The following is an 18,335-nucleotide window of genomic DNA, read 5'->3' on the forward strand; positions in this document are numbered from 1 at the left end:
TGATATGTACTGTTCTGATTACTAGTTGCTTGGTGCGCATACTAGCGTCAGCATCATTTTTTGGCTATTTTGGCCAACGATGACCTATCCACCCCTGCTATCCCGCCTCACCAAACTGCTTGCCTTTGGCTGCCTGAGCTGTTGGTTAGGGGCTTGTGCCACACCACGTACCACTGCGCCAGAAGTCGTTTCTGCTACTTCAGCCAATAAATTCGCGGCCGACTCAGTCCTGCGGCGAATTGCGACCGCGCAGGATGCTCGTCAGACAGCTTTGCTGCTACCTTATCTCAACCGACCCGAAGCTACGTATCGGCGAGAGGCGGCCTTCGCCTTCGCTTCGGTGCAGGACAAAGCCGCCACAACAGCCTTAGTTAGTTGCCTCAGCGACACTGACCCAAGTGTGCGACGGGCGGCGGCGTATGCCCTTGGGCAGACCGCTGACAGCACTGCTGCCCCAGCACTGCAACAGCGTGTAGCTGCTGAGCCCGACCCGGCCGCGCGGCGCACCATCCTCGAAGCCTTCGGCCGTTGCCTCACCCGCGACGAGCTGAATTTGCTGGTACGTTTGCCCCCCAACCTCACCGCCGATACAGCGGCTCTTGCGGGTCAGGCCTGGGGGCTATACCGCGCTGGCTTGCGCGGCGTGACCTCTGACGCGGCCGTGGCTCGTTTGATGCAGCTGCTGGAGCTTCCGAATCCGCACGGTGCACGCTTGGCTGCGGCCAATGCCTTGGCTCGTACCCGTGGCCTCGATCTAGCTATTTATGCTACTGCGCTCGAGCGAGCAGCCCAGGCCGATCCGGCTTATGCCGTACGTAGTGCCGCCGCTGCCGCACTGGCAAAAGCTGGCGAAGCGCCCTCAGTGCCCGGTGTACTAGCGGCCATTACGCGCCGCGACCCTGAGTATCAGGTGCGCGTGAGTGCTTTGCGAGCGATGAATGCGGCGATGTATGTACCGGTGAAAGAGGCGGCCTGGGCGGCCCTAACGGATAAGAACGATCAGGTAGCACTTACGGCCGCAGAGTTTTTTCTGACGCACGCCACCGAGGAGCCGGGTACGTTATTTTTAGAAAAAGCCAACAAGCTAAAGCAATGGCGGGTGCGGTCTACCTTGCTGGCGGCCGCCCTCAAACAGCGAGGAGAAGGCCAGGAAGCTATTCGTGGGGCCGTGCAGGAGCGCTACACCGCCGCCACCGATCCGTATGAAAAGGGCTACTTGCTGAAAGCTTTGGGCGAAGACCCGAATGCTTACGAATTTGTAACTACGGCCACATTTGCTCCCCGGCAGTCCGTTGTAATTGGCACCTATGGAATGGAGGCGCTACTAGCCATGCGGCGCTTACCTGACTTTCCGGAAGCCCAATATCCTGCTTTCGCCCTGCTGTTGCAGCGAGCCGTGGGCAGCGGCGACGTAGCTGTTATGGGCATTGCCGCCGAAGCTATCCGCGACCCCAAATTGAATGTGCAGCCGCTGCTCACCTCAACCGATTTCCTGACCCAGGCCCGCGACAAGCTAACTATGCCCCGCGACCTCGAAGCCTGGCAATCCTTGCAGCAAACGATTGATTACCTGAACAAAAAGCCCCCCACGCCGCTGGTAACCTCCTCCGTCGTAGCGCACCCAATCAATTGGACGACGGTAAATCGAATCCCAACCACGCAGCGGGCAATGCTGCACACAAGTAAGGGCGACATCGTTTTTCAGCTGCTGGTGGAAGCGGCGCCGGGCTCGGTGGCCAACTTCGTCGAGTTGGTAGAACAGGGTTTTTACAACGGCAAGAACTTCCATCGAGTAGTTCCCAACTTCGTGGCTCAGGGTGGCTGTCCCCGTGGCGACGGTTGGGGCAGCACCGATTACAACCTGCGCTCCGAATTCGCTGACCTACGCTATGGCGCGGGTGCCGTAGGGCTGGCTTCGGCTGGCAAAGACACTGAGAGCTGTCAGTGGTTTATCACCCACGCCCCCACGCCCCACCTCGATGGCCGCTACACTATTTTCGCGCAGGTTATCAGCGGGCTCGATGTGGTAAGCCGCCTGGACATTGGCGATAAAATTGACCGAATTGAGCTGGTACGCTAGCTTCTAAAAAAGCCCCCAGTCAGCCTACATTATTCTGTAGGCTAACTGGGGGGCTTTTTGCGACGATGAAAGCGCAGGCCTAAGCCTGCTTGTCTTCGCGGCCGTGAACCTGGTATGGGGGAGTAGTTGCTTCGACAGCGGTGAAGTTTTCCAGAATTTTGTAGGTATGGGCGGCGCCTTTTGGCACTACCCAGGAGTTGCCGGGCTCCAGTACTACTACCTGCCCTTCGGAGTGCAGCTCGGCGCGGCCGCTGATTACATAGCCTACCGTTTCGTATGGCCGTGACACGGGCTCTTTATCGTCGCTGGGCTGCTCATTTTCCCAGAGGCGCATCGATACGTTCTTGCCAGAGGCGAGGTATTTCTCCCCGTCGTTGCCTTTGGGCGAGTGGTGAGAGTCAACTTTGATGATGGTGGTATCAGACATAAATGGGGTGTATTGAGTGAAGTGTCAGAGGTTGTGCTTTCATAACGAGCAAGGCAGCGCTGCGGTTGTCCGTCTGTAGTCACCCTAAACCTTCGCTGCCACTGATTGTTGCTGCTACTTGCAATGACGTTATCTTAGGACCAACGCCTCTAATGGCCGTATCAGGATCAGGCCTGTAGTGCCTTTACGCATTTATTTTATGTCCGAAGAATTTGTTCAGACGCTGGCTTTAGCGCACCAACAAGCCACCGTCCCTTTGCCGGCACCCGCATTTTATCACTGGGCCGACCAATTATTGTCTTTGCTATTCCCGGAGCGCGCCGAGCGCCAATTATCCAGCGTGGACGCGGTGGTAGCTACATTAAGCCATCTGTGTGCCGACCTGATTGCCTTGCTTCGTCCCATTTCATTGCCACAGTCTCCTGATGCCGTGGCGTCGGCATTAAGTGCACAGCTCCCATACCTACGGCAGTTGCTTCTGCTTGATGCCAACGCTATTGTGGACGCCGACCCCGCCGCGCAGGGCATAGCCGAAGTTGTGTCCACGTATCCGGGTTTCTACGCTATTGCCCTGCACCGACTGGCCCACGCGCTACACCAGTTAGCAGTTCCCCGTGTGCCTCGCCTACTTAGTGAGTACGCCCACGCGCGTACTGGCATCGATATTCACCCTGGAGCCCACATTGGTTCTTCCTTCTGCATCGACCACGGCACCGGCATCGTGATAGGCGAAACGGCTGTCATCGGGGCTCATGTCAAGCTATTTCAGGGTGTTACGCTCGGCGCTCTGAGCGTAGCCAAACACTTGCAAGGCATTAAGCGCCATCCAACTATTGAAGACTACGTTGTGATTTATGCGAATGCGACCATCTTGGGCGGCAGTACGGTAGTGGGTAGCCGCAGCATTATCGGGGGCAACGTCTGGCTTACGGATAGCGTCCCTTCGCACTCCCGCGTCTACCACAAAGCGCAGCTCCACGTTACGCGCACCGAAGACCCGAGTGCGGATATTTCCTTTTCGATATGAAATAAATGCCCATCCAGACAGTCATGCTGCGCAGAGCGAAGCATCTCGCCCGCTTCATTAGAGTTTTTATTATTTGATAATCAGCAGATTGAGCAGATATTCTTGAAATGTGCTACTTCGGCGCACAAAGCGAAGGCATCGGTTAGCTTTTCCTTTTTTCTCATCCGGTTGGTTGTACGAAGCACGAAAAACGATTTGAGTCGTGCAATGACATTCTCCACCACGACGCGAAGTGGAGCCAACACCTGATTAATAAGACGTTCGAGTGGCGTGAGTGGATGATTTTTTCGCGCCTTAAAAGGAATAAAAACATACTTGCAGTTAATAAATTTTTTAATACCCACAAAGCCTGCATCCACATGAATCCGATAGTTTTTTAAGGTTATATGTGCGAAAATTTCTTTGAAAATAGTGAAGTCATGCGTTCGGCCACTATAGGCTTTGCTGATCCACAACAGCCGGCCGCTGAGCGAGCAGATGAGCAACCATTTCAGGGTGTGCCTTTTTTTTACCACTATAAAATTCCTCCTGAAGCTGCTGATTAGCAGCCCGTTCAATCGGAACTTCGGTTACGTCAATGACTAAATCGTCGATACCCGCGAAGAGGTCGTCAAATTGCGTCTGCTTGGTAAATAAAACGCGTTGTGTCAGGCCTTGTGCTTGCAAAGCTGCTTTTAAACACGGTTTTAGTCGCTCTAAATACTGGCTCACCGCAAATTCAGAAAAGCCGAAGTAGATGGCCATATTATGCAGCGTGGGATAGGCTTTATAGTAGTGCAGAATAAAAAATAAGGCTTCGCGTGTATCGGTTAAAACCGGGTTTGATTTTAGGTAGGGTTGCGGGATTTTGGGTTCATAAAAAGGCGCGAATAGCTCGTAAAGCTGGTCGAACTGAACTTGAGTTAGCCCGGTTGCCGCTTTGTATTGGTTGTCCGTTCGCAGGTTGTGGTAGATGCTGAAAGCCATACAAAAATGAAAAGAACTGTTAATGCCCACAAGCTACTGATTATCAAATAATAAAAAATCTATTTGAATACTATTGCAACGAAGTAGGCGAGATGCTTCGCTCTGCGCAGCATGACGTTCTTTTTTGTAAAACCATTCAACCATATATCCCAATGAAAGCGAATACCATTCTCGACACCATCGGCAATACTCCCTTGCTGCGCCTCAACCGACTGTTTGCCGACCGCCCCGACGTGGAGATCTGGATGAAGCTGGAACGCGCTAATCCTGGGGGCAGCATCAAAGACCGCATCGCCCTCTCCATGATCGAGCAAGCCGAGAAAGACGGCATCCTCGGCCCCGATAGCCTGATTGTAGAGCCTACCTCCGGCAACACAGGCGTTGGGCTGGCCATGGTAGCGGCCGTCAAAGGCTACAAGCTCACCCTGGTAATGCCTGAATCCATGTCGATTGAGCGCCGCCGCCTGATGGCCGCCTATGGAGCTAGCTTGGAGCTGACGCCCCGCGAGAAAGGCATGAAAGGCGCTATTGAAAAGGCGAAAGAAATCGTGGAAAATACGCCCGGCGCTTGGATGCCTATGCAGTTTGATAACCCCGCCAATATTAAGGTTCATGCTGAAACAACGGCCCAGGAAATCCTGCGCGACGCACCCGAGGGATTCGACTACCACATTACCGGAGTTGGTACTGGGGGGCATATTACGGCCGTGACGGAAGTGCTCAAGCCATTATTCCCCAAGATGCTAACCTTTGCCGTGGAGCCCGAGCTGTCGCCTGTTATCAGTGGCGGCGCACCTGGCCCACACCCCATCCAGGGCATCGGCGCGGGCTTTATCCCCAATAACCTGCACACCGACGTGCTCGACGGCACCATCCAGGTAAGCCAGCAAGCCGCCTTCGACATGGCCCGGCGCGCCGCCCGCGAGGAAGGAATATTTGTGGGCGCTTCATCTGGTGCCTCTCTGGCCGCCGTAGCCCAAAAGCTACCCGAGATGCCCCAAGGCAGCCGCGTGCTCACTTTCTGCTACGACACGGGCGAGCGTTATTTGTCCGTGGAAGGCTTATTTGTCTAACTAACTGATGTTACGCAGGCGTGTCGTTCTGACGTGGGCCTCACCCCTAGCCCCCTCTCCCGAAAAGAGGGGGAACTAGCTCTAAAAAAGGTAGATTTTTAGAGGCAGCTAGTTTTCTAAAAAATTACAGCTAGTTCCCCCTCTCTCCGAGGAGAGGGGGCTAGGGGTGAGGCCAACGGCAGAACGACACGCCTGCGTAACGTCAGTAACTAATAGATAAGTTAAAAGAAAAAGCCCCCCAGAATTATTCTGGGGGCTTTTTCTTATCTAGTGCTTAGTAACAACAACAATCTTTTGCTTACTGAACCTGATGAAAAACAAAAGGCCCGGCTGCATAAGCCGGGCCTTTCAAGTAAGTGGAGAATATCGGAGTCGAACCGATGACCTCTTGCATGCCATGCAAGCGCTCTAGCCAGCTGAGCTAATCCCCCAAGCTTGATACTACCAGTCGCCAGTTGCGATTTGGTGGGACAAAAGTACGGCGTGTTTCCGATTGTGCAAGGCTGGGGGGCATTTTTTGCGAAATTCTTTTCGACTAGCCCACAAAAAAAGCGACCGGAGAAATTCTCCGGCCGCTTTTTAATAAAATAGGGACTGAGCTTAATTGAAGGTGTAGCGTAAGCCCAACTGAATGCGCCAGCGTGAGCTTTCGCCCGTGTTGTAGCGGAAAGAATCGGTAAGAGGTAGACCTGGAGTAACCGTGCCGTCGGTTGCGCGCACAGGATCGACTTGGTAGTTGTAGACCATCTGCGGACGACCTTGCGCGTCAAAAGTAAAATTGCGGCCGTCGAGGGCACCCAGTACTGCGGTATTGGTAGTACTCTGCGATACACCCCAATTCTTGTTTAACAAGTTGCCAACATTAAACACATCTACACTGAATTGCAATGCGTTGCGGTTTTCACCAATATTAGTAAACAAGTCTTGTAGCAGACGAGCATCTACGAATGTAGCCCACGGGTTCTCAGCACCATTACGCTCAGCGTACGAACCACGGCGCTTACTCAGATAGCTGTCCTGTTGGATGAAAGCATCTAGGTCAGCGTATTGTTGATCAGCGGTATAGCGCGCATACTCCACGTTCTGAGTACCCTGGCGGAAAGTGAATACTTTATCCACCAAGGCAATCTCGCTACGGTTGCGCGGAATGTAAATTAGGTCATTGTTGAAGTTATTATCACCGTTCAAGTCATTGGCATACACGTAGGAGTTACGACCGCTCGGACCAGCATCCACAAATACCGACAGGGTGGTGGCCAAGTGGTTGGCGTACTCCAGGCGGTACGAAGCCGAACCTACGATGCGATGACGCTGCAAGAAATTAGAGTAGCTCAATTCATCGTCGTTCGGGTCTCCAGATACCTGACGGTCGCGCCAGATGGAGTTGGCAATAGAGCCACCATCGTTTACTGAGCGGGCTTCTGTGAAGTTATAAGCTAGGCTGGCAGACAAGCCATTATCAAACGATTTCTGGGCTTGGGCTGTCGCAGTGTAGGAATACCCTTTGTTAGTATTCGTCATCACAATAGCATCGCTGATGTTGCTATTTATGCGATTAGCCGTCTGAGCTAGGTTAGCTGGGTTGCGGAATACTACCCGGTTATCAGCACCACCCAGGCGGGTGGTAGAGTTAGGCAAGTTAGCATTGACTTGGTACACCGCGTTGAGGTCCTTGGTATAGATACCCTCCAAGGTCAATACCACATCGCCGGGCAGGCGCTGATCCACAGCCAGATTGGTACGGTATACCTGCGGAAATTTGAAATCACGCTCCGTAACCGCCAAGTTGTACTGGCTGCCGGGAGCTACACCAGCCGGCAGGTTGCGGAAAGCATCAACGTTTGGATCAAATGGCCGAGGATTATTAGCAAACTGGGCAGCTGTAGTGAGACGGTAACTGCCAAACAACACTCCATTATTGGAAGCTTGGTTTGAAATCCAGACATAAGGTACGCGGCCGGTAAAGATACCCGTGCCACCGCGCAGCTGCGTTTTAGCGTCATTGTTTACATCCCAATTGAAGCCCACGCGGGGCGACCACAGCAGTTGCGCTTTTTGTACTTGGTCGGTTAGAATGTTGTTGCCGTCGCGGAAGGTCAGGCTGGCCGCGTTTTCATTGCGGGCAATGTCGGCATCCACAATAGGTACATCCACACGCAATCCTGGACTTACTTTCAGGTTAGGCAGAATTGTCCACTCATCTTGAGCATAGAAGCCCAATTGATAAGCTTTGAATTCGGCAAAGTTGAAGTTTTGAGTAATATCACCGTTGGGCTGCTGGGCGTAGCGCAACTCGTACTCCGTGAGGGACGTGCCGTTAGGTCCGCCAGCGCGAGGCGTGAGCGCCAACGTCGAGGGGTTATAATCGAAGCCCGCTGAAGCGTAGAAGGCCGTCAGAGAAGGGAAACGGTAGCGACCATAGAAGTTAGGCGCAAAGCCATTACGAAATTTGTAGGCTTCGTTGTAAGTACCCAGCGTTAAGACGTGCTTGCCCAAGGATAGAGTTACGTTATCGGAGAGCTGATATACGTCGGTATTCAGAATGTTATTAGCCGAAAAAGGCTCGTAACCAAAAGAAGTAAGTGCCCGACCCGAACCATTTTCGATATCGACCAATGGAAAAATACCGCCGCTGCTTTCACGAAAATCGCGGAAGGCAGTATAGCCAACCTGCAAGCTGTTTGATACTTGTCCTGAGATCTGCGTATTCAACTCAGCAATAATAGAGTTCAGATTATTGTTGATGCGATAGTAAGCCGCTAGGTAAGGCAAGTTGGTGTTAGAAGGCCCACGGCCGTTTGCCGGCGCACCTGAAGTACTAGGAGGTACGTCGCGGTACGAAGTCAAATAGTTATACTTAATATTAAAGGTATTCTTGGTGTTAATGTTCCAGTCAATTTTCGCTGTGGCCTTATTACTGAAAGTTTCTAGTTGATAACCTTCATAAGGACCAGTGCTATAACCATAAGTATCGCCTAAAAATCGCGAGAGAGCATCTAGCTCGGCACCGGAGGCAGTTGAGGTGCTAGATCCCACGCCAGGAGCAGGTCGGCCATCACGGTTGGCACTAAATACTGTACCCCCTGAACCAGCAGGTGGATCGTCGCGGCGCTCACCTTCCACGCTTGCAAAGAAGAATAATTTGTCCTTAATAATTGGGCCTCCAACGCGGGCACCAACTTGCCATAAGCTGAAATCCTGAAAATCCTCTTTTAAATCACGCACTTCGCTGCCCACCAGATTTTGGTTGCGGCGGAAAGTGTAGACCGAGCCAGAAAACTTGTTCGTACCCGAGCGCGTCACGGCGTTAATGCCGGCACCAGTGAAAGCTCCCTGACGTACGTCGTAGGGAGCGATGTTTACCTGAATTTGCTCAATGGCATCTAAGGAGATGGGCTGTGCGTTAGTTTGGCCGCCGACAGTGTTTGACAAGCCAAAAGAATTATTAAACAGCGCACCGTCAATAGTTATGTTATTAAAGTTGCCGCTACGACCCCCAACACTTAAGCCACCCCGGTTTGCCTGGGGAGTAAGACGGGTGAAATCGTCAAAAGAACGGCTTAGCGTGGGCAAGCGCTCAATCTGTTCGCGGCTCACGTTGGTAGCGGCACCCGTGCGGCCCGAGTTGATAATCGGGTCGCGCCGGCCGCTTACTACTACCTCGTTTAGTTGTTGAGTTGCCTCGCTTAAGTTAATATCAAGACGTAAATTCTGACCCAGAGTCAGAAAAATATTATCCCGACTAACTTCTTGGTAACCAATAAACGTCACCCGCACGGTGTAAGGTCCACCTACACGCATGTTTTGGATGTTGAAGCGGCCCTCAGCGTTAGTAGGTGCCACGTACTGCGTGTTAGTAGGGGTGTGAACGGCAATAATCGTAGCACCAGGTAGTCCGGCCCCAGTCTGGTCGGTAATAATGCCGTTCATGGCCGACGTGGTAACGCCCTGCGCCCAACCCAGCCGCGCCGTACAGACGCTCAGCAGCAACAACAGCAAGTAGCGTAAACGTAACTGTTTCATAAAGAGGAAAAAAGGTGAAAAAAGAAAGATGCAAGGGGTATGCGCCGCAAAAGTACGGACGACTTAGCAGCTAAGCGTTATCGAATCATTAACTATTCTGAAAAAGTCAAAAGGTTCAATTTGCGGCCGCAAAGGTAGAAGGCAATCTCAAAATTTAGGTCGCACGGCCTTAATAAATCTACTGAGGTAGTAATCAGTATCTAGGCTGTTCTCGGTGACTCCTAAAGAGCTGGAAGCGTGAATGAACTGCACGCTTTCGGCGGTAGCTTCCGTGACCAGGCCCACGTGGGTGATGCGGTTACTGCCTGGCGAAGCACCAAAGAATACTAAGTCGCCTACCTGCAGTTCTTGCGGCCGCACGGGGGTACCCCATTCGGCTTGCTCATTCGAGGAGCGGGGGATATCAACGTTAATGGCACTAAATGAAGTGGCCAATAAGCCAGAGCAGTCCATACCCAGGCGGGTAGTGCCGCCCCATTTGTAGGGCGTACCCTCATACGAGCGGGCCGTTTGAATAACAGTGGCTAACTCCCGGCTGATGTTGGCCGGTAACTTCCGTCGTGCGCCACGCTTAGCTACTATTTTGGTTTTACCTCGCGCTGATGCGTACTTACTCTTTGTTTTAGAGCCCCCTTTGCGCCGCTCAGCAGCTTTGATGCGGGCCATTTCCCGCGCCGAATAATAGCGCCCGTTGCGGTAGTTTACTTTTTTGCGCCGCCACAACTGGCCAGCCACCCTAGCATTATTAGTAGCAGCAGAGCCATCAGGCGGCTATACTGTCCCGAAACATGTACCTTCGTAGGGTGTTTCTGCATTGGCGCAAAGATACGCGAATCAGTCATTTGCTTTCTAATTTCGATGAATTTTCAACCGCTCACCCCCGAACTACTGGTGGCTTTTGAGGCCATCGTGGGCCCGGCGCACCTTTTCACGGCTCAACGCGCGGAAGCTGCGGCTACTGCCGATGCCTACGCCGACTATGGCCGCGACCACACCGAGGATCTGCATTTTGCTCCCGATGTCGTCCTACGACCTGCTAACGCCGAGGAGATAAGCCAGATTGTCCGTTTGTGCCACCAGCACCATATTCCTGTCACGCCGCGGGGCGCGGGTACTGGGCTAAGTGGTGGCGCCTTGCCGGTGCATCACGGCGTAGTATTAAGCACGGAACGGCTCAATAAAATCATTGAAATAGACGAGCGTAACCTGCAGGCGACTGTAGAGCCGGGCGTCATCAACCAGGTGTTTCAGGAGGCAGTACAGGCAAAGGGCCTATTCTACCCACCGGACCCAGCCAGCAAGGGCAGCTGCTTTCTGGGGGGCAATTTGAGCCAAAGCAGCGGGGGACCAAAGGCGGTTAAATACGGTGTAACTAAAGATTACGTGCTCAATTTGCAGGTGGTGCTGCCCACCGGCGATATTATCTGGACGGGTGCCAACGTTCTGAAAAACGCTACCGGCTACAACCTCACTCAGCTGATGGTAGGATCGGAGGGAACCTTGGGCATTATCACGCGCGTCGTATTCCGGCTGATTCCGCACCCAAAGCAGGATATTGTGCTGCTCGTGCCTTTCCGCGACCAAACGCAGGCGGCGGCGGCGGTATCAGAGATATTTCGGGCAGGCATCGTGCCGTCCGGCATGGAGTTTATGGAGCGCGAAGCCATTGAGTGGTCGGCGCGCTACCTGAATATTCCGTTGAATTTGCCCCCCGACATCACCGCCCACTTACTTATTGAGTTGGATGGCAATGAATTGGAGCAGCTGTATAAGGATGCTGAGCTAGTATATGGCGTGCTGGAGAAGTATGACATTGGCGAAATACTGCTCGCCGACACGGCCACCCAGAAAGACGAGCTGTGGAAAATTCGCCGCAATGTGGGCAATGCCGTGCGCTACAACTCCGTATATAAGGAGGAGGATACCGTAGTACCACGCGCCGAATTACCGACCTTACTAAAAGGAGTAAAGGAAATCGGCCAGCGCTACGGCTTCACTTCTGTATGCTACGGCCATGCCGGCGATGGCAACCTGCACGTAAACATCATTCGTGGCGACCTCGATGACACCATGTGGCATGAAGGGTTGGGGGTACCAATTCGTGAGATTTTCCAGCTTTGCGTGAAGCTAGGAGGCACTATCTCGGGTGAGCACGGCATCGGACTGGTGCAAAAACCCTACATCGGCATTGCGCTGGGAGAGGTGCAGCTGAACTTGATGCGCGGTATAAAAAGCGTATTCGACCCGCACGGTATTATGAACCCCGGTAAGATTTTTTAAGTTAAATGCTTACTTGTTATACTGAAAAAGCCCCCAGAACTTGTCTGGGGGGCTTTTTTCTTAAAGAGTAACCAGCCACAATATCCGTGGCATCCGATTAATCCGCGTCAATCCGTGGTTCAGATAGCTTCTTGGTCACCCTTCAGTTTATCCTCACCACCATACGGAGCCCCAGCTGTGATATCGCCGCGCAAGCCGCCAGTCGAAATGCCGGGCCCCATACCAGGTTGTTGCGAAGTGGTAGTGTTCTCAGGGCTTACTTGGGAGCCGGTTGCGGGCTGCCCCGCTCCAGTTATGACAGAGGGTTGCTCGCCAACGGGGCCAGCAATCTCATTCACCTTTTCAATGTATTGGCGTTTCGCATCGTCCTCGCTTACGCCCTTAAACTTGCTCCATGAGTCCCACTGACCCTGCGACATACCCGGAGTTCCGCTAGGATTGTCGGGACTGTCGTCGCCCACTACTTCGCCTTTGGTATCATGGTCGCCCTCGGTGGCTTGTTTATACAGGCCATAGAGCTCCGTCATATGGGGTGCGGCCTGGTCGCCTGGCAGATTGTCTACGCGAGCGACGGCGGCTTCAAATTGTTGCTGTAAGTCCATTTGCTGCTGAAGGTTCATGGCAAAAATTAGTGGGAAAAGCAGTAAGCTAAGCTGTGTACTACCGTGGCACGGCTTTGGTTGCAGATGCCTGCGGCTACTTTTTTGGGCACACGTCTTTATAGTTTGTACTTTTGCCCGCCTATTATGTGTGGAATTACTGGAATATTCGCTTTCTCCGACGCTGGTCGCAATTCGCTCTCCGCGTTGCCGGCTTCAACTAATGCTATTATCAGCCGCGGGCCTGATTCGCAAGGGCATTATGTATACGACAACGTAGGTCTCGGCTTCCGCCGGCTGGCTATTCTCGATCTTTCCTGCGACGGCAATCAGCCCATGACCGATGAGTCGGGGCGGTATACCATTGTCTTCAACGGCGAGATATTCAACTTTCGCGAGCTACGGCAGCGCCTCGTTCGCAAGGGTCACCAGTTTCATTCCCAAACGGATACCGAAGTTATTCTGCGGCTCTACATCACCGAAGGGCGCAGCTGCTTGAAAAAGCTCAACGGCTTTTTCGCCCTAGCTATTTACGATAAAGAGGAAGATTCGCTGTTCATTGCCCGCGACCGAATGGGGGTAAAGCCCCTGTTGGTGTACCGCGACGAGGACAAGCTGTTTTTCGCTTCTGAAATGAAATCGTTGCTGGCCCTGGGAGTACCCCGCAAGATGGATTATGTAGCCTTGAGCCATTATTTACAGCTTAATTACATTCCTGGTCCTGCTACCATATTTAAAGGAGTTAAGAAATTACTGCCCGGCCATTACATCTATGTGAAAGGCCAAAAGGTGGTCGGTAAAGCGTGGTATCGTATTCCCTACGATCCTAAAAAGGCGCAAAAAAATAAGCTCAGCTACGAGCAGCAGCAAAAGAAACTGCTGGAACTGATGGATGATGCCGTGGCCCGGCGCCTGGTTGCTGATGTTCCATTGGGCTCTTTCCTCAGCGGCGGCATCGATTCTTCGGCTATTACCGCCCTGGCTGCCCGTCATACGCCCCACTTGAATACCTTCAGCATAGGCTTTCGGGATGAGCCCTTTTTCGATGAAACGAAGTATGCCAATCTGGTGGCCAAAATGCACCAGACCAATCACACGGTTTTCTCCCTAACGAATCAGGACCTGTATGAGCACATCTTTGACGTGCTGGAGTATATCGATGAGCCCTTCGCCGATTCTTCGGCTTTGGCTGTGTACATTCTGAGCAAGCGCACGCGTGAGAAAGTGACCGTTGCCTTGTCTGGCGATGGGGCTGACGAGCTGTTTGCCGGCTACAACAAGCACATGGGCGAGTTTCGGATACGGCGCGGCGGCTTCAAGGCTGAGGCCGTTACAGGTCTGAATCTGCTTTGGGATATTCTGCCCAAGTCGCGCAATACGTTTTTTGGTAATCGTATCCGCCAGTTTCAGCGTTTCTCTCGGGGTATGCTTAGCGGCCCCAAAGACCGTTATTGGGATTGGGCGTCTTTTGTAAGCGAACGAGATGCCCGCAACCTGCTAAGCCCAGCCTCTCGGCGTAAAGTGGGTAAAAAGCTGGCTGAAAAGCGCCGGCGCGACATCTTACAGCATTTACACGCCGATGGCGACCTGAACGAAGTGCTGCTCACCGACATGAACCTGGTGCTCCCCAACGACATGCTCACGAAAGTGGACATGATGAGCATGGCGAACTCCCTGGAGGTGCGCACGCCGTTTCTGGATTATAAAGTCGTCAATTTTGCTTTTTCTCTACCCGTGGAAAGCAAGATTAACGCGAACATGAAAAAACGCATTGTGCAGGATGCCTTTCGGCCTATGCTGCCGGAAGAGCTGTATAAGCGTCCGAAGCAGGGTTTTGAAGTGCCCCTGCTCAAGTGGTTTCGCAATGAGCTGCGCCCGTTAATCACAGACGACTTACTTTCTGACGGCTTTATTGAATCCCAAGGCGTTTTTGACGTAGAAGCCGTGCGGGCACTCAAGGCCCAGTTGTTTTCCCGTAACCCTGGTGACATTCATGCTCGTATCTGGGCCCTCATTGTATTCCAGCATTGGTGGAAAAAATGGATGATGGGCTAATTTTTGCCCCCCAACAGTATTTTAAACATAAACGCAGGATTTTTTACACTTTCATATACTATGAAAATTGCAGTAGTAGGCACCGGTTACGTCGGTCTGGTTACAGGCACATGCTTCGCCGAAGTTGGTATTGATGTTACGTGCATTGATATCGATCAGAAAAAGATTGATAATCTCAAGCAAGGTATCCTACCCATTTACGAGCCTGGCTTGGAGGAAATGGTGTCGCGAAACGTAGAGAAGGGCCGGCTGCACTTTTCCACTAATCTCGCCGAAAGCATCGTTGATGCCGATGTAGCCTTCATAGCGGTAGGTACGCCTCCCGGCGAAGATGGCTCCGCTGATCTGAAGTACGTGTTGGCCGTCGCCCGTGGTATTGGTGAGCACATGAACAGCTATGGTGTTATTGTCACGAAGAGCACGGTGCCCGTTGGTACAGCTGCAAAAGTGCGTGCCGAGATAGAAAAAGCGCTGGAAAAGCGCGGCGAGAACATCGACTTTGATGTGGCTTCCAACCCCGAATTTCTGAAGGAAGGCGCCGCCATTGATGATTTCCTCAAGCCTGATCGTATCGTAGTTGGAGTGGCCTCAGAGCGTGCCGAAGAGGTAATGACCAAGCTGTATAAGCCTTTCCTGCTCAATGGTCATCCTATTATCTTCATGGATATTCCGTCGGCTGAAATGACGAAGTATGCCGCTAACTCTATGCTGGCGACCAAAATTTCGTTTATGAACGATATTGCCAACTTATGTGAAATTATGGGTGCCGACGTGAACAAGGTTCGCCAGGGCATTGGCTCTGACGCTCGCATCGGTACAAAATTCATTTATCCCGGTATCGGGTACGGCGGTTCCTGCTTTCCCAAAGATGTAAAAGCACTCATCAAAACGGCTGCTGAAAACGGCTATGAGATGCAAGTGCTCAAAGCAGTGGAGAATGTAAATGAGGCGCAAAAGTCAGTGCTGTTCGACAAAGTAAACAAGCACTTCGGTGGCGACTTGCAAGGTAAGAAGATGGCTATCTGGGGTCTCTCCTTCAAGCCCAAAACCGACGATATGCGTGAGGCACCATCGTTGGTTATTATTGAGCGCTTATTAGAAGCTGGCTGCACGGTATCCGCCTACGACCCAGTTGCTATCAAGGAAGCCAAGCATTCGCTAGGTGATCGAATAACTTATGCCAAGGATCAGTTCGATGCTCTGATTGATGCTGATGCATTGCTGATTGTAACGGAGTGGCCTGAATTCCGCTCACCTAACTTTGATGTTTTAGGCCGTTTGATGAAGCAAAAAGCTATATTCGACGGTCGTAACATATACGATGCTAAGGAGTTGAGCGAGAGCGGTTTTACTTACCATTGCATTGGCATCCGGGCCAATCATAAGGAACCAGTAGTTCAGGCCTGATACTCATCAACATACATAAGCAAGTAAATTTATTTTTCACTACGCATGTCCGATAAGAAACGCATACTCATTACCGGCGGTGCCGGATTTTTGGGTTCTCACCTTTGTGACCGGTTTTTGGCTGAAGGTTACCATGTTATTGCCATGGATAACCTGATTACGGGTGACTTATCCAACATCGAGCATCTGTTTGGGCAGGAGGCCTTCGAGTTTCATCATCACGACGTATCCAAATATGTGTTCGTGCCTGGCAAGCTTGATTATATTCTGCACTTCGCCTCGCCTGCTTCGCCTATTGATTACCTCAAGATTCCTATTCAAACCTTGAAAGTCGGCTCGCTAGGCACGCACAATCTCTTAGGTCTGGCTCGTGTCAAGAATGCACGCATTCTTATTGCCAGCACTTCAGAAGTATACGGCGACCCAGAAGTGCATCCGCAGGTTGAAGAGTATTTTGGCAATGTAAACCCCGTTGGTCCTCGTGGTTGCTATGATGAAGCCAAGCGTTTCCAAGAAGCTATTACGATGGCTTACCACACGCACCATGGCTTGGAAACGCGTATCATTCGCATCTTCAACACCTATGGCCCTCGAATGCGCCTTGATGACGGTCGTGTGCTACCAGCATTCCTTTCTCAAGCGTTGCGGGGCGAAAACCTTACAGTATTTGGTGACGGCTCACAGACGCGTTCTTTCTGCTACGTGGATGACTTAGTAGAAGGAATCTATCGTCTGCTGTTATCCGATTATCCTATGCCCGTCAATATTGGTAACCCTTCGGAAATAACGATCAAGGAGTTTGGGGAAGAGATTGCACGTCTTACTGGGGTTGAATTTAAGCCTTCATACCAGCCTCTACCGGAGAATGATCCTATGAAGCGGCGACCAGATATTACGAAGGCCAAGGAAATCCTGGGTTGGGAGCCCCAAGTAGATCGTGCCGAAGGCTTACGTCGAACACTAGAGTACTTTAAAGAACACGTAAAGGGTAAGGCTAACGGAGAAATCAACAATACACCGCGTACTTTCTAAGGAATATAAGATCAGTATGCAAAATCCACACTTGATTACATTCCCTAAACTAGGAGCTTCGGACATTGGGTATATTTCAGTAAGTGATAGTAGTAGGGTTGTTCCTTTCGATGTACATCGTACTTTCTGGACGTATTATACTCCGGAAAGCATTGTACGAGGCCGGCATGCTCATCATAAGACCGAGCAGGTTTTAATTGCGGTTGCCGGTCGTATCATTGTCACTACTGAACTAGCCGATAATACGATTCAAACTTTTCGACTGGAAGATCCAAATATTGGACTTTATGTGCCGCCCTTTGCTTGGCACACGATGCAGTATTCTCACTCAGCAGTACAGTTAGTTTTCGCCTCCACTCCCTACGACGAAAAGGATTACATTCGAGGCTACGACGATTTCCGCCGTATATGGAGTACGAAAAACAGCTAAGCAGTAGAACGCAGCCGCTAGCAGCGCTGATCCCTTATTTAGCTATACCTCGCTTTGCGGCTAAGCCTGAAGTGATGGAGGAAATGGTGTGGAAACGACTGCGTGAGTTTGGCGGTCGGCCACACCAGTATGCTATAAAAGCAGGGTCGGCAGTTTCTCCGGTTTGGTTCCTATATGCAGATCTGCCTTGGGACTCACAATTCTTCGGAAAGCGGATGGCAAGGCTGCACGCCGTACTTTTTGAAGAAAATACGACTTCTACGGTATTAGTTTCTGCCTTTAATGAGTTTCATAACTTATTAAAGGCCAGCCACATTGTTCATTGCTACTGTGAAGTGGCGGCTACCGATCCCAAATTACTATATGCTTTAGGGCAAAGTAACTGGAGCCTAGTTGAAAGTCGCTTACAGTATTATCATGATTCCCTGGACAAAATTATTTCTGAACGGCAGAGTGTGCGTCCGGCTCGCTCAGACGAATCAGAACTGCTGCGCGCGATTTCAGCCCAAAACCGTAACCTCTTTGACCGCTTTCACGCTGATCCTGTATTTACTCCTGAGCAGGCGGATTCTTTTCTAGGAGAGTACGCCGCCGCTGCCGTTCGAGGATTCTGCGACCTTGTGCTGGTGCCAGACGATGTAGTAGTTGACAGCTTTCTAGCTGTTAGCCATCTCACAGAAGACGCACAAGTATTAGGTGCAAAGCTAGGACGCATCGTATTGACTGCAGTGGGCCCTTTGAACCGGGGATGGCATCGTAAATTAGTGTCTGAAACGCTGTGGCATACTTGGCAGCGCGGGGGAGAAGTTGTGCTGATGACCACTCAGGCTACCAACAGTGCTGTGATTCACAATGCCCAACAGCTAGGGTTTAAGCTTGGGGGGCTAACCCACATCTTAAGTCACCAGCCAATCAATTAGTCTTACTCATTATCCT

General features: G+C 51.7%; 15 protein-coding genes and 1 tRNA gene. 9 read left to right on the forward strand and 7 right to left on the reverse strand.

Annotation, left to right across the window (positions count from 1 at the left end; all coding sequences use genetic code 11):
• Positions 1-79 precede the first annotated feature (79 nt).
• Positions 80-2,080: a peptidylprolyl isomerase gene (locus MKZ35_RS02710; RefSeq protein WP_482511680.1), complete on the forward strand. Its 2,001-nt coding sequence runs from the start codon at positions 80-82 to the stop codon at positions 2,078-2,080.
• 79 nt (positions 2,081-2,159) lie between these two features.
• Here MKZ35_RS02710 and MKZ35_RS02715 read toward each other — a convergent pair whose 3' ends face one another.
• Positions 2,160-2,507, reverse strand: a complete 348-nt coding sequence (locus MKZ35_RS02715) for a cupin domain-containing protein (RefSeq protein ID WP_482511681.1) — start codon at positions 2,505-2,507, stop codon at positions 2,160-2,162.
• Positions 2,508-2,706: 199 nt separating this feature from the next.
• Here MKZ35_RS02715 and MKZ35_RS02720 point away from each other — a divergent pair, with 199 nt between their 5' ends.
• Complete coding sequence (locus tag MKZ35_RS02720; protein ID WP_482511682.1) at positions 2,707-3,534, forward strand: serine O-acetyltransferase; 828 nt, start codon at positions 2,707-2,709, stop codon at positions 3,532-3,534.
• Between the two features lie 80 nt (positions 3,535-3,614).
• On the opposite strand, the gene MKZ35_RS02725 is transcribed toward MKZ35_RS02720, so the two are convergent.
• Together MKZ35_RS02725 and MKZ35_RS02730 are read right to left on the reverse strand one after the other, a co-directional pair.
• Entirely contained in the window at positions 3,615-4,049 is a 435-nt protein-coding gene (locus MKZ35_RS02725; RefSeq protein WP_482511683.1) for a transposase family protein, read from the reverse strand.
• Positions 3,967-4,500, reverse strand: a complete 534-nt coding sequence (locus tag MKZ35_RS02730) for a helix-turn-helix domain-containing protein (RefSeq protein WP_482511684.1) — start codon at positions 4,498-4,500, stop codon at positions 3,967-3,969. The genes MKZ35_RS02725 and MKZ35_RS02730 overlap by 83 nt, the downstream gene beginning before the upstream one ends.
• A gap of 152 nt (positions 4,501-4,652) precedes the next feature.
• Between MKZ35_RS02730 and cysK the strand changes: the two genes are divergently transcribed.
• Positions 4,653-5,573, forward strand: coding sequence for a cysteine synthase A (gene cysK, locus MKZ35_RS02735; protein WP_482511685.1), 921 nt, complete (start codon positions 4,653-4,655; stop codon positions 5,571-5,573).
• Between the two features lie 357 nt (positions 5,574-5,930).
• Here the strand turns inward: cysK and MKZ35_RS02740 are convergent.
• From MKZ35_RS02740 to MKZ35_RS02750, 3 genes are all read right to left on the reverse strand, one after another.
• Positions 5,931-6,004: transfer RNA gene (locus tag MKZ35_RS02740), tRNA-Ala, on the reverse strand.
• A 169-nt stretch (positions 6,005-6,173) separates the two neighbouring features.
• Positions 6,174-9,596: a TonB-dependent receptor gene (locus MKZ35_RS02745; protein ID WP_482511686.1), complete on the reverse strand. Its 3,423-nt coding sequence runs from the start codon at positions 9,594-9,596 to the stop codon at positions 6,174-6,176.
• Between the two features lie 147 nt (positions 9,597-9,743).
• Entirely contained in the window at positions 9,744-10,331 is a 588-nt protein-coding gene (locus tag MKZ35_RS02750; RefSeq protein WP_482511687.1) for a C40 family peptidase, read from the reverse strand.
• Positions 10,332-10,454: 123 nt separating this feature from the next.
• Between MKZ35_RS02750 and MKZ35_RS02755 the strand changes: the two genes are divergently transcribed.
• Positions 10,455-11,876: an FAD-binding oxidoreductase gene (locus MKZ35_RS02755; protein ID WP_482511688.1), complete on the forward strand. Its 1,422-nt coding sequence runs from the start codon at positions 10,455-10,457 to the stop codon at positions 11,874-11,876.
• A gap of 119 nt (positions 11,877-11,995) precedes the next feature.
• Here MKZ35_RS02755 and MKZ35_RS02760 read toward each other — a convergent pair whose 3' ends face one another.
• Positions 11,996-12,496, reverse strand: coding sequence for an acyl-CoA-binding protein (locus MKZ35_RS02760; RefSeq protein WP_482511689.1), 501 nt, complete (start codon positions 12,494-12,496; stop codon positions 11,996-11,998).
• A gap of 126 nt (positions 12,497-12,622) precedes the next feature.
• Here MKZ35_RS02760 and asnB point away from each other — a divergent pair, with 126 nt between their 5' ends.
• From asnB to MKZ35_RS02785, 5 genes are read left to right on the forward strand one after another with little or no spacing between them, the layout of a single operon-like run.
• Positions 12,623-14,530 carry an asparagine synthase (glutamine-hydrolyzing) gene (asnB, locus tag MKZ35_RS02765; RefSeq protein ID WP_482511690.1) on the forward strand — a complete coding sequence of 636 codons (1,908 nt, stop codon included), beginning with the start codon at positions 12,623-12,625 and terminating at the stop codon, positions 14,528-14,530.
• 60 nt (positions 14,531-14,590) lie between these two features.
• Positions 14,591-15,937, forward strand: a complete 1,347-nt coding sequence (locus MKZ35_RS02770; RefSeq protein WP_482511691.1) for a UDP-glucose dehydrogenase family protein — start codon at positions 14,591-14,593, stop codon at positions 15,935-15,937.
• A gap of 45 nt (positions 15,938-15,982) precedes the next feature.
• A complete protein-coding gene (locus MKZ35_RS02775; protein ID WP_482511692.1) occupies positions 15,983-16,969 on the forward strand; it encodes a UDP-glucuronic acid decarboxylase family protein in 987 nt (328 codons plus the stop codon).
• Positions 16,970-16,985: 16 nt separating this feature from the next.
• Positions 16,986-17,399 (forward strand): sugar 3,4-ketoisomerase, encoded by a 414-nt coding sequence (locus MKZ35_RS02780; RefSeq protein ID WP_482511693.1) that lies wholly within the window; start codon positions 16,986-16,988, stop codon positions 17,397-17,399.
• The gene (locus tag MKZ35_RS02785; RefSeq protein WP_482511694.1) at positions 17,378-18,319 is read left to right on the forward strand and encodes a hypothetical protein; all 942 of its coding nucleotides are present in this window, start codon (positions 17,378-17,380) and stop codon (positions 18,317-18,319) included. Before MKZ35_RS02780 ends, MKZ35_RS02785 begins: the two co-directional genes overlap by 22 nt.
• Positions 18,320-18,335 lie beyond the last annotated feature (16 nt).

The sequence above is a fragment of the Hymenobacter sp. R533113 genome, assembly GCF_056835965.1.